Below are 11515 nucleotides of genomic sequence, written 5' to 3' on the forward strand. Positions count from 1 at the left end.
TTACAGGGCTACGACACCCCGGACCGGCGGGCTGTGCGCAATTTCCTCCCCTTCGTCCTCGTTGGTGCGTTTTCATCCTACTGCCGTCAGCGGGCGGCTTTCACTGTGTCGGGGCCCTTTCGGGCAGGTGCCCGAGCAGACGGCGGAACTGCTGGCGGAAGAAATGCACCCGCCTTTCGCCCAGATGGGAGAACAGTACGCAGAGGGCAAACACCAGCACGGCGACCAGCCCGGTCTGGAGTCTGGAGCTCCGGTCCGGGCCCAGCTGGGCGCTTGCGAGGTATAGCAAGGGCATGTGAAACAGGTAGAGGGTGAAGGTGGCGCCGGCCAGGTAGCGGATTGCGCCGACCACGCGCTCCGACTTCGCCAGCCATCCGCCATCTCCACGCACCGATGCAATCGCCAGGGCAATCAGGATGCCCATCAGCATGTCTTCCGGCAGCTGGGCCATGCCGCCGACGAAGAGGCGGAAGTTGCCGATGGGGAGAAAGTCGTCGGCGTAGAGCGCCGCGAGGCTCTGGCGGACTGGTGCCAGGGGGCTGCCAAAGGCGAGGATGCCGAAGAAGGCTGCGGCACAGACCGCTTGCACCAGCCGCTGTTGATGGCGGGGAGGATGCCATTGCCGGCAGGCACGGTAGGCCAGCACGCCGAGGAGCCACAGGGGCAGGTAGGCCACGATGCGGGGCCCGGCGCACAGGCACAGCAGCAGGGGCAGCACATACCGCCAGCGGCCGGTGGAGAGAACGGCAGCACCAAATATCAGGTAGTACCAGAACTCGTAGCCGAGGGACCAGAAGGGGCCGTTGGAAAGGGGAATGACGGTCAGATTCCAGTTCTGCTGCACGAACAGGCCGTTGATCAGGAGGCGCAGGGCAGGGTGGTCGGCGGGGATGGCAGCGTAGAGTTCCGGAGCGATCTGGCGGCCAATGCCATCGGCCACGGCAGTCAGGGCCAGGGCCGGCAGGACCACGGAATACAGGCGCCCCAGGCGTGCGGCCATGTACTCCCGATAGTCGCGCTCCCGGCCGCTGACCACGTGAGCAATGACGAAGCCGGAGATCACGAAGAAGACCACCACGGCCTCGTGCCCCCAGGGCACCCACGGCCACACCGCATTGAAGTTATGCTCGGTCACGTGGCTGAGGAAGACGATGCAGGCTGCGGTGAAGCGGAGAATGTCGAGAAATATCGAGGTCGAAATAGGCATGTGCTTTGGGGGGCCGTCTTGCGGTTCGCCTCAGCCTCCGCTGAGGGCCTGCACGATGATCAGTTCTCCGGCGGCGGGCAGCGTGTGATCCAGGTCGCGGATCTGGATGTTTTCCGAGAAGAAGCGGATGTGGCGCCGGATGCGGTTCTGCTCGTCGATCATGCGGAAGCGGATGCCCGGGTGGTGTCGGTCCAGGTCGGCCAGCACTTCGGCGAGGGTCTCGCCGTCGGCTTCGGCGCGAGCCCCTCCGGTGTAGGAGTGGAGGGCGCTGGGGATGAGGACTCTCACGCCGGCAGGGCCCGGGTGGCGGTTTCAACGGCGTAGATCTCGGGCAGGTGGCGGGCGATGCATTCCCACTGCCGGCCTTCGTCGCGGCTCATCCACAGTTCGCCGCTGCTGGTACCGAAATACACGCCCACCGGGTCGTGGGCATCGGCGCTCATGGCCTGGCGCTTTACGGTCCACCAGGCCTGGCTGGCGGGCAGGCCGGCGTCGAGGCGCTGCCAGCTGGCGCCGGCATCCTGCGTGCCGTACACCGCCGGCTTGCCGTCCGGGCTGGTGCGGGGCCATACGCTGGTGCCGTCCATCGGAAAAACCCAGGCGCAGTTGTCATTGCGCGGGTGCACCACCATCGTGAAGCCGATGTCGCCGACCTCGGCCGGCATGGTCTTGCCGATCCGCGTCCAGGTATGGGAGGGGCGGTCGAGGCGGTAGATGCCGCAGTGGTTCTGCTGGTACAGGCGGTCGGGGTTGGAGGGGCAGAGCCGGACGCAGTGCGGGTCGTGAAAGGCGACGTCGTCGGGGTCGAAGCCCTCGACGACCTGCAGGCCGTCGATCATCGGGGCGAATGTGTGGCCGCCATCGGTGGATTCATGCACGCCGCCGCCGGACATGGCCATGTAGAGGTGGCGGGCATCCCGCGGGTCGATGATGATGGAGTGCAGCTTGGGCCCATTCGGGGTGCCGTCCTGCACGGTGCCCATCCATCTGCGGTACTGGGGGTCGTCGTTGATGGTGGAGGCGGGGGCCCAGCTGATGCCGCCGTCGGTGGAGCGGAACAGGCCCTGGGGCGAGGTGCCGGCGTACCACAGGTCCGGTTCGGTGGCGTGGCCCGGGGTCAGCCAGAAGGTGTGATCCACGGCGCGCCCTTCCTGGCCCTCCGGCGCGGGGGCGAAGGCGGGGGGCTTAGCGGCTTCCTTCCAGCTGCGGCCGAAATCCGTGGAGCGAAAGACGGTGGGGCCCAGGTGCCCGGTCTTGGCCGCGACGAGGAGGGTACGTCCGTCGCGGGGGTCGAGCACCATGTGATGGATGATGTGGCCGAGAAAGTGCGGCCCCTCCACGCGCCAGGCCCGGCGTTCGGCGTCCGAGAAATACAGCCAGGCCCCTTTGCGGGTGGCGATCAGCAGAATGGTCTCTCCCGGCGCGGCCGGGCTTCCGATGGGCTGTGTCATGACGCGCTCCTGAGCCGGTGGGGTGACGCGGTGCGTGAGGTGCTGATGATGCACCCGTCGGGCACCCGCCTGTCAATCAGGCCATGGTGCCCGCCGCCGGGCTCGGGTTCAGGCGGCTTCTTCCTCTGCTTCCCGCTCTTCCTGCTGCAGTTTCCACATCTGGGCATAGGCGCCGTTGGCCGCGAGCAGCCCGGCGTGGCCACCCCGCTCCAGGATGCGCCCTTGATCGAGCACGATGATCTCGTCGGCGTTCATCACCGTGGACAGCCGGTGGGCGATGACCAGCGTGGTGCGGCCCCGGGCGGCGGCGTCGAGCTGGGCCTGGATGGCCTTCTCGGTCTTGGAGTCGAGCGCCGAGGTGGCCTCGTCGAAGATCAGGATGTCGGGGTTCTTGAGCAGGGTGCGGGCAATGGCCACCCGCTGTTTCTCGCCGCCCGAGAGCTTGAGGCCGCGCTCGCCCACGCGGGTCTGCCAGCCTTCGGGCAGGCGGGCGATGAAATCCTCCAGCTGGGCGGCCCGGGCGGCGGCCTCCACCTCCTCGCGGCTGGCATCCGGTCGGCCGTACTGGATGTTGTAGAACAGGGTGTCGTTGAAGAGCACGGTGTCCTGGGGGACGATGCCGATGGCGGCGCGCAGGCTGTCCTGGGTGAGCGTGCGGATGTCCTCGCCGTTGATGCGCACGGCGCCACCCTGTACGTCGTAGAAGCGGAACAGCAGGCGGGCGAGGGTGGATTTGCCCGAGCCCGAGTGCCCGACCACGGCCACCGTGCGCCCTGCCGGGATGGTGAAGTCCACGCCGTGCAGGATGGGGCGGCTGGGCTCATAGGCAAAGTTCACGGCCTCGAAGCGCACGCTGGCCGGGCCCCGGGGCAGTACGCGGGCCGCCGCGTTGTCGGCCACTTCCCGATGGGTGCCCAGCAGGCCGAACATGCGCTCGATGTCGGTGAGGGCCTGGCGGATCTCCCGGTACAGCACCCCCAGGAAATTGAGGGGGATGTAGAGCTGGATCAGGAAGGCATTGACCAGCACCAGGTCGCCCAGGGTCATGCTGCCGTTGGCCACGCCGAGGGCCGCCCGCCACATCATCGCGGTGACGCCCACGGCGATGATGGCGGCCTGGCCCATGTTAAGCAGGGACAGGGACTTCTGGTTGGTGATCTGGGCGGCGGTCCACTTTTTCAGCTCGGTGTCGTAGCGGCGGGTCTCGAAGGCCTCGTTGTTGAAGTACTTCACCGTCTCGTAGTTGATCAGGCTGTCGATGGCCCGGGCGTTGGCGGCCGAATCCAGCTCGTTGGCCTGACGCCGCAGGGCGGTGCGCCAGTTGGTGACCTTGAAGGTGAAGGTGACATACAGCACCAGGGTGACCAGGGTGATGATGGCGAAGCTGGGTTCGTACTTCACCAGCAGGATGCCGATGACCAGGCTGATCTCCACGAAGGTGGGCAGGATGGAGTACAGGGTGTAGCTGATCAGGCTGCCGATGGAGCGGGTACCGCGCTCGATGTCCCGGGTCAGGCCGCCGGTCTGGCGCTCCAGGTGAAAGCGCAGCGACAGCGCGTGCAGGTGCCCGAAGACCTGCAGGGAGATCTCGCGCACGGACTCCTGAGTGACCCGGGCGAACACGATCTCGCGCAGCTCGGTGAACAGGGACGTGGAGAAGCGCAGCACGCCGTAAGCCACCAGCAGGGCTGCAGGCACCACGATGACGGCCTGTTCGCGGGTGATGTCCAGGCCATCCACCAGCTGCTTGAAGATCAGGGGCACGGTGACGTTGGCGAACTTGGCCGAGATCAGGCAGCCCAGGGCAAACAGCACCCGCCACTTGTAGGCCCACAGGTAGGGCACGAGTTTCTTGATGGTCTGCCAGTCGTGGCGGTCGCCGGTGGCGGGGAGGGGCTGGGCGCCGGAGGGGGAACGTCGCATTTTTATGATTCTTGGTATTGGGGTGAGGGGCGGGGGCGCCCGGGCTTACAGGTCGTCGCTGGCGATGCGCACCGCCAGCCCGATGAACAGGACGCCGCACAGGCGGTCGAGCCATGGCCCGATGGATGGCCTTTGGGCGAGCAGTTGGCCGATGCTGCCGGCGGCGCAGGCCATGGTGCCAAAGATCAGGCTCGTCTGGGCGGCGAAGACCAGGCCCAGTACCAGCATCTGCAGGCTCACGCTACCCCGGGTCGGGTCGGCAAACTGGGGCAGGAAGGCCAGAAAGAACAGGGCGACCTTGGGATTCAGGGCGTTGGCCACAAAGCCCCGGCGCAGGTCACGCTGCCAGGGCTGGGCCGGGGTGCCGGTGGCCGGGCGAAAACCGCCTCCACTGCGCAGGGCCTGGATGCCCAACCACAGCAGATAGGCCGCGCCGGCCAGCTTGATGGCCATGAAAAGGCCCGCCGAGGCGCGCACCAGGGCGGCGATGCCAAGGGTGGCCCAGGCGATGTGGGTCAGGCAGCCGGCGGCGCAGCCCAGGCCAAAGGCCAGCCCGGCCCGGCGGCCCCGGGACAGGCTCTGGCCGATGACCATGAGGTTGTCGGGGCCGGGGGCGAGGGTGATCAGGACGGAGATGCCAAGAAAGGCGAGGAGGGTGTCGAGGCTGGGCATGGCGCCCGATTCTGGGCGGGCGCGGCGGGGGAGTCAATGCGGGCCGGCGGGCTGGCCGGCCCGGGCAGGTCAGTGGACGTGGCCGTGCTCGTCGGTCATGCACAGGGCGGAGGGGTCATGCATGGCGGCCTCGCCCATGCGCTGAAGGTTGTCGAGCACGCGCATGGAGGCGGTTTCCATGTGGTCGAGGTGGCGCAGGACGCCGCCCATGTCGCCGCTCTCCAGGGACGACAGGGTCTCCACGCCGGCCCGGTGAACCTCGACGTGGGGCGGCTCGATCTCCCGGTAGCCGGGCAGGCGGCTGAAGCAGGCCTGGCCTTCGCCCTCGTAGTACCACTTGCCCAGGCGGCAGGCGGTGTGGGTGGACACCTCGTGGGCCTTCAGGTTGATCAGTCCGAACACCGCCAGGTAGATACGGAACTTGAAGACGATGTGGTCGATCTTGGCCACCTCCACGAAGCTCTTCATGGCGCTGCCGGCAATGACACCTTCCATGTTGCCGGACAGGGCCATCAGCAGCTTCATGTCCTCGGTGGCCTTCTGGCCCCGCTCGCTGAAGCGGCCGGCGGCTTCGGCCAGGCTCTCCATGCTGCTGCGGGCGCGGTTGGAGTCCTCGCGGATGCGGGTGACCAGGGTGGAGATCTCGGCGGTGGCGGTGGAGGTGCGCTCGGCCAGCTTGCGCACTTCGTCGGCCACCACGGCAAAGCCGCGTCCGGCCTCGCCGGCACGGGCCGCCTCGATGGCGGCGTTGAGGGCCAGCAGGTTGGTCTGGTCGGCCACGCCGTGGATCAGCTTGACGATGGCGCTGATCTCGTCGGCGCGCAGGGCGAGGGCTTCGACTTCGCGGGCGGAATTCTGGGATTCCGTGGCGAGGCGCTGCAGGTTCTCGGCGATCTCGGTTGTGGCCTGGCCGCTGGTCTGGGACACGTGGGCGGCTTCGACGGCCTTCACCTTTTCGTCCTTCAGGATGCTGGCCATCTCGCCCAGGCTGCCCTGGGCACCGGACAGGGAGTTACCGAACTCGGACATGCGGTGCACCACGGCGAGCAGGTGGTCGCAGTGGCGCTCTTTCTCGGAATGGGTGTAGCGCAGGGTATCGAGCTCACTGCGCAGGGCACCGAGTTCGCTTTCAAGGGCCTGCTCGCGGGCTGTTGCGGCCTGGAATTCGGCCTGGAGTTGTTCGTACTGTTTACGGTTGATCCACATGGGCGTGATCCACTCTTTTATTGTCGATTTGTCGGCGTATGGCGTGGGAAGCAGCTCAGCAAGTGCTTTGGGGGTCGCGCGCCATGAGCGCATTTACGGCATGGCCCCGGCTTTCTTCGCCCATGGAACAGGGTGTTTGAATGAAACTTTGACAATTGTCATCAAGTCGTAAAATCGGACTTGTGTTTTGACCTGTCCGGCTCAGTGGGACAACCAGATTTCCACGGCGCCGCTGCTCCAGGGCTGGGCGGGTTGCCGCAGCAGGGCTTCTAGTTGATCGGCGGGCAGCGGGCGGCTGATCAGATAGCCCTGGATCTTCTCGCAGCCGATGCTGCGCAGGAACTTGAGCTGGGCCTCGGTCTCCACCCCTTCGGCCACCACTTCGAGGCCCAGCTTGTGGGCCAGCAGCACGGTGACGTCGCAGATGTCGGCGTCGCTGGGGTCGGTCTCGATGTCCTTGACGAAGGAGCGGTCGATCTTGAGGGTGCGGATGGGGAAGAGCTTGAGGTAGGCGAGGGACGAATAGCCGGTGCCGAAGTCGTCGATGGACAGGCTCAGGCCGCGTTGGGTGAGCGCGCGCATGACCTCGATGGTTTCGTCGGGGGAGGCCATCGAGACGGACTCGGTCACCTCCAGGTCGATCAGCCCGGCGGCCAGGCCGTGGCGGGCCAGCAGCGCGTCTACGCGGGCGGGCAGGGCTTTGTCGAGAAACTGGCCGGTGCTCAGGTTGATGGACATGCGTAGCTCGGTCAGGCCCCGGGCGCGCCACTCGGCGAGCTGGCGCAGGGCCTCCTGCAGCACCCAGTCGCCGAGGGCGTCGATGATGCCGGTTTCTTCCGCCACCGGGATGAACTCGGCCGGCGGAATCAGGCCGCGCACCGGGTGCTGCCAGCGCACCAGTGCCTCCACGCCCACCAGGCGCCCGTTGCGCAAGTCCTGCTGGGGCTGGTAGTGGAGCGCGAACTGCCCGCGCTCCAGGCCGACCCGCAGCTCCGATTCCAGGGCGATGCGCCGCATGATGGCGGCGTTCATGTTCTCGGTGAAGAACTGGTAGTTGCCGCGCCCCTTGGCCTTGGCGTGGTACATGGCCATGTCGGCGTTCTTCAGCAGGTCGCCGATCTCGGTGGCGTCGTCCGGGTAGATGCAGATGCCGATGCTCGGCGAGGTGCGCTGCTCCTGCCCGCCCACCAGGTAGGGCGCCGACACCGTCTGGACGATCTTGTCAGCCACGTGGGCGGCATCGGCCGGTGAATCGATGCCCGGCAGTACAACGACGAACTCGTCACCGCCCAGGCGGGCCACGATGTCGCTTTTGCGCACGGTGCTGCTCAGGCGCTTGGCCACCTGCACCAGCAGCTCGTCGCCCACGTGGTGGCCGAGGGTGTCGTTGATGGCCTTGAAGCGGTCCAGGTCGATCAGCATCAGGGCCATCTGCACGCCCTTGCGGGTGCAGAAGCCGACCGCCTGCTCGAGCTTCTCGTTGAGGCTGAAGCGGTTGGGCAGGTTGGTCAGGGGGTCGTGATGGGCCAGGTGGCGGATGCGTTCTTCGGAGGCTTTCAGCTCGGAGATGTCGATGAAGCTGCCGATGTAGTTCTGGATCTGCCCGTGCTCGTCGCGCACCAGTGAAATGGACAGCCACTTGGGGTAGGGCTCGCCGGATTTGCGGCGGTCCCACAACTCGCCCTGCCACGCGCCGGTGCTCTCCAGGCTGGCCCACATCTCCCGGTAAACATCCCGCGGCGTGCGTCCGGCGGAGAGCATCGACGGGTCCCGGCCGGCGACTTCTTCCTGGGTGTAGCCGGTAAGCTTGGTGAAGGCCTGGTTGGTGGCGATGATGCGGTTGGCCCCATCGGTGACGATGATGGCCTCGTTGCTGTTGGAGAACACCGTGGCCAGCAGGCGCAGGTGCTCCTCGGCGTGGCGGCGCTCGGAAATGTCCTGCACCGTGCCTTCGTAGCAGATGAAGCGTCCGCTGGCGTCGCGTACCGTGTGGGCGTTCTCGGAGATCCAGATGCGCGAGCCATCCCGCCGGCGCACCTCCGATTCGAAGTTGATGACCTCGCCACGGGTTTCCATGATGTGGCGGAAGACGTCACGGCGCTCGGGGTCGATGTAGAGCCTGCTCTCGATGTCCGACAGGTCGGCCATCAGCTCGTGGGGCGAGGCGTAGCCATACAGGCGTGCGAGGGCCGGGTTGGCGGCCAGGTAGTGGCCGTCCTGGGTGGTCTGGAAGATGCCCTCCGAGGCGTACTCGAAGATGTGGCGGTAGCGCAGCTCGGTATGCTCCAGGGCGTCGAGGGTCACCTTTCTGGCGGTGATGTCCTCGATGAAGCCCTCGATCACCATGCGCCCCTGCTCGTCCGGCACCGCGATGCCGCGCTCGATGACCCAGCGCAGGTCGCCCCCGCGGGTGAGGATTCGGTACTGCAGGGAAAAGCGCCGTCCTTCACTGACCGCCTGGCGGATGTGATCGCCTACCCAGGGCCGGTCGTCCGGGTGGGTGATGTCGGCCCACGACAGGGTGGCGTTGTCGAGGATGTCGGCGGGGGTATGGCCGGTCAGGGCGGTGCAGCCCTGGCTGACGAAGATCATGGTCCACCGGGTGTCGTCGAGGCAGCGGTAAACCATGCCTTCCAGGTTGTTCACCAGGGTATCGAGAACCCGGGTGCGGTCTACCGCCCGGGCGGTGTGGAGGCTGGTGCGGCGCTGGCGGCCGGAGAGTGGGGGCACGTGTCGAGTGTTCCGGACGTAATCGTGATGCAGGGCGAAGCGATATTCGTGCCCACCGACACCCCACAGACGGGGGCATGCAGGCCGCGCCGGATCAATCAGGTGAAGGCTGGCGCAAACGGGGCTGCGGTGGGTCAGTGCAGGGTGCGGGGCATCGCCAGGGTGAATTCCGGGACCGGTGCATCAAAGCGGCTGCCGTCCTCGGCGACCATGCGGTAGCTCCCCTTCATGGTGCCTACCGGGGTGGCGATGGTACAGCCGCTGGTGTATTCGAACTTCTCGCCGGGGCGCAACAGGGGCTGCTTGCCGACCACGCCGGCGCCTTCCACTTCCTGCACCGCGCCCTCGGCGTCGGTGATGATCCAGTGCCGGCTGACCAGCTGGGCCGGGGCCTGGCCGGTATTGCGGATGGTGATGCGGTAGGCGAAGACGTAGCGGTTCGCTTCGACGCTGGACTGTTCCTCGATGTACTGGGCCACGGCCCTGACTTCGATGGCGTCCTGTTCCTTGCTGGTGGTCATTGTTTTGGATGCGGCGCGTTGGGGATTCAATTGAAGCCGAATTGTGCCTGTGCCGCAACCACGCCGGGCACGGACGGGCCCTGGCCTTGGCGCAGCGCGGGCCGGGCGGGTACACTCCCGCACCTCCGCGTTCTCCCCGCCAAGACCTGCCATGAGCTTCCGCATCGCCCCCAGCATCCTCTCCGCCAACTTCGCCAAGCTGGGTGAAGAAGTCGCCAACGTGATCGCCTCCGGTGCCGACTGGGTGCACTTCGACGTGATGGACAACCATTACGTGCCCAACCTGACCATCGGCCCCCTGGTGTGCGAGGCCGTCCGCCCATGCACCACCGCGCCCATCGACGTGCACCTGATGGTCAAGCCGGTGGATCGCATCGTGCCCGACTTCGCCAAGGCCGGCGCCAACATCATCACCTTCCACCCCGATGCCTCCGATCACGTGGACCGTACCCTCGGCCTGATCCGCGACTGTGGCTGCCAGGCCGGCCTGGTGTTCAACCCGGCCACGCCCCTCAACTGGATGGACTACGTCATGGACAAGCTCGACGTGGTGCTGATCATGAGCGTCAACCCGGGCTTCGGCGGCCAGTCCTTCATCCCCAGCGCCCTCGACAAGCTGCGCGAGGCGCGGGCGAAGATCGACGCCTACACCGCCCGCACGGGCCGCCAGATCCTGTTGGAGATCGACGGCGGCGTGAAGGTGGACAACATCGCCGAGATCGCCCGGGCCGGGGCCGATACCTTCGTGGCGGGCTCCGCCGTGTTCGGTGCCGGCAAGGACAGCGACCCCCAGCGCTACAACAGCGTGCTGGCCGATCTGCGCACGGCCCTGGCCGGGGTCTGATCCGCTTCGGGCTTCAGGCCGACTTGCGCCGCAGGGCGGAGGGCGGCCGGCCCAGGGTGCGCACGAAGGCCCGGCGCATCCGCTCCTGATCGCCAAAGCCGTAGTCCCGGGCGATCTTCTGCACGGCCTCCGTGCCGCTCTCCAGGGCCGCCGCCGCGGCCTCCACCCGCAGTTTCTCCACCGCCCGTGCCGGCGTCACGCCCATCTCCTCGGTAAAGCGCCGGGAGAAGTGGCGCGGGCTCATGCACGCCCGGGCGGCCAGGGCGTCTACCTCCAGACGCTCGCCCAGATGCTGGCGGATGTAGTCCAGAAGGGACGCAAAGCGCCCGCCGGCCGGCTGCATCTCGGCCAGCTCCGAAAACTGCGACTGGCCGCCCGGCCGTCGGTAATACACCACCAGCTGCCGGGCCACCTGGCGCGCCACCGCCTCGCCCAGGTCGTCGGCGATCAGGGCCAGGGCCAGGTCGATGCCGGCCGAGATGCCGGCCGCGGTCCATACCGGGCCATCCTGCACATAGATCAGATCGGCATCCAGTTGCACCGAGGGAAAGCACTGCCGGAAGCGTGAGCTGCGCCGCCAGTGGGTGGTGGCCCGCCGGCCGTCGAGGAGCCCCGCGCTGGCCAGCAGCCAGGCGCCCGAGCAGACGCTGGCGGTGCGCCGGGCGCTGGCGCTGGTGGCCCGGACCAGGCCCAGGGTGGCGGGGCAGGTGGAGGCCTCATCCACGCCATCGCCGCCCACCACCAGCAGGGTGTCCGGCGCTTCGTTGGCGCCCGCCGGCCGGGTCAACAGCACGGCGCCGCTGGAGCTGGCCACCGGGCCCCCGTCCCGGGACAGCAGGGCCAGCCGGTAGCTGTCGGCCACGAAGCGGTTGGCGGTTTCGAAGGCCGACAAGGGGCCGGCGGCGTCGAGGATCTGGAAGCCGGGATAGACCAGCAGGCTGATGAAGCGGGGCATGGCGGG

Annotated in this window: 10 protein-coding genes; 1 reads left to right on the forward strand and 9 read right to left on the reverse strand. The window is 67.5% G+C overall.

The window, feature by feature from the left end; genetic code table 11:
• Positions 1-100 precede the first annotated feature (100 nt).
• The 8 genes from L6Q67_RS13010 to apaG all read right to left on the reverse strand — a co-directional run bounded on the left by L6Q67_RS13010 (position 101) and on the right by apaG (position 9710).
• Entirely contained in the window at positions 101-1207 is a 1107-nt protein-coding gene (locus L6Q67_RS13010) for an acyltransferase (RefSeq protein ID WP_296569964.1), read from the reverse strand.
• A 30-nt stretch (positions 1208-1237) separates the two neighbouring features.
• Positions 1238-1495: a MoaD/ThiS family protein gene (locus L6Q67_RS13015; protein ID WP_296569967.1), complete on the reverse strand. Its 258-nt coding sequence runs from the start codon at positions 1493-1495 to the stop codon at positions 1238-1240.
• Positions 1492-2658 carry a glycosyl hydrolase gene (locus tag L6Q67_RS13020; protein ID WP_296569969.1) on the reverse strand — a complete coding sequence of 389 codons (1167 nt, stop codon included), beginning with the start codon at positions 2656-2658 and terminating at the stop codon, positions 1492-1494. The genes L6Q67_RS13015 and L6Q67_RS13020 overlap by 4 nt, the downstream gene beginning before the upstream one ends.
• 108 nt (positions 2659-2766) lie before the next feature.
• Positions 2767-4581, reverse strand: coding sequence for an ABC transporter ATP-binding protein/permease (locus L6Q67_RS13025; RefSeq protein ID WP_296569970.1), 1815 nt, complete (start codon positions 4579-4581; stop codon positions 2767-2769).
• A 45-nt stretch (positions 4582-4626) separates the two neighbouring features.
• Complete coding sequence (locus L6Q67_RS13030; protein ID WP_296569973.1) at positions 4627-5253, reverse strand: LysE family translocator; 627 nt, start codon at positions 5251-5253, stop codon at positions 4627-4629.
• 69 nt (positions 5254-5322) lie between these two features.
• Entirely contained in the window at positions 5323-6459 is a 1137-nt protein-coding gene (locus L6Q67_RS13035; protein WP_296569974.1) for a methyl-accepting chemotaxis protein, read from the reverse strand.
• A gap of 201 nt (positions 6460-6660) precedes the next feature.
• On the reverse strand, positions 6661-9189 hold the full coding sequence (locus L6Q67_RS13040) for a bifunctional diguanylate cyclase/phosphodiesterase (protein ID WP_296569976.1): 2529 nt from the start codon (positions 9187-9189) through the stop codon (positions 6661-6663).
• A 134-nt stretch (positions 9190-9323) separates the two neighbouring features.
• Positions 9324-9710 (reverse strand): Co2+/Mg2+ efflux protein ApaG, encoded by a 387-nt coding sequence (apaG, locus tag L6Q67_RS13045; protein ID WP_296569978.1) that lies wholly within the window; start codon positions 9708-9710, stop codon positions 9324-9326.
• A gap of 151 nt (positions 9711-9861) precedes the next feature.
• Here apaG and rpe point away from each other — a divergent pair, with 151 nt between their 5' ends.
• Complete coding sequence (gene rpe / locus L6Q67_RS13050; RefSeq protein WP_296569980.1) at positions 9862-10554, forward strand: ribulose-phosphate 3-epimerase; 693 nt, start codon at positions 9862-9864, stop codon at positions 10552-10554.
• A 13-nt stretch (positions 10555-10567) separates the two neighbouring features.
• Here the strand turns inward: rpe and L6Q67_RS13055 are convergent, their stop codons facing one another.
• Positions 10568-11509, reverse strand: a complete 942-nt coding sequence (locus L6Q67_RS13055) for a GlxA family transcriptional regulator (RefSeq protein WP_296569986.1) — start codon at positions 11507-11509, stop codon at positions 10568-10570.
• Between the last annotated feature and the right edge of the window lie 6 nt (positions 11510-11515).

It is taken from the genome of Zoogloea sp., assembly GCF_023150065.1.
Classification (GTDB): domain Bacteria; phylum Pseudomonadota; class Gammaproteobacteria; order Burkholderiales; family Rhodocyclaceae; genus Zoogloea.

What these genes read in the sequence shown, in the direction of transcription:
- apaG (WP_296569978.1), bottom strand. Translation starts at nt 9,710, where the DNA reads ATGACCACCAGCAAGGAACAGGACGCCATCGAAGTCAGGGCCGTGGCC.
- L6Q67_RS13055 (WP_296569986.1), bottom strand. Translation starts at nt 11,509, where the DNA reads ATGCCCCGCTTCATCAGCCTGCTGGTCTATCCCGGCTTCCAGATCCTC.
- L6Q67_RS13030 (WP_296569973.1), bottom strand. Translation starts at nt 5,253, where the DNA reads ATGCCCAGCCTCGACACCCTCCTCGCCTTTCTTGGCATCTCCGTCCTG.
- L6Q67_RS13010 (WP_296569964.1), bottom strand. Translation starts at nt 1,207, where the DNA reads ATGCCTATTTCGACCTCGATATTTCTCGACATTCTCCGCTTCACCGCA.
- rpe (WP_296569980.1), top strand. Translation starts at nt 9,862, where the DNA reads ATGAGCTTCCGCATCGCCCCCAGCATCCTCTCCGCCAACTTCGCCAAG.
- L6Q67_RS13020 (WP_296569969.1), bottom strand. Translation starts at nt 2,658, where the DNA reads ATGACACAGCCCATCGGAAGCCCGGCCGCGCCGGGAGAGACCATTCTG.
- L6Q67_RS13035 (WP_296569974.1), bottom strand. Translation starts at nt 6,459, where the DNA reads ATGTGGATCAACCGTAAACAGTACGAACAACTCCAGGCCGAATTCCAG.
- L6Q67_RS13025 (WP_296569970.1), bottom strand. Translation starts at nt 4,581, where the DNA reads ATGCGACGTTCCCCCTCCGGCGCCCAGCCCCTCCCCGCCACCGGCGAC.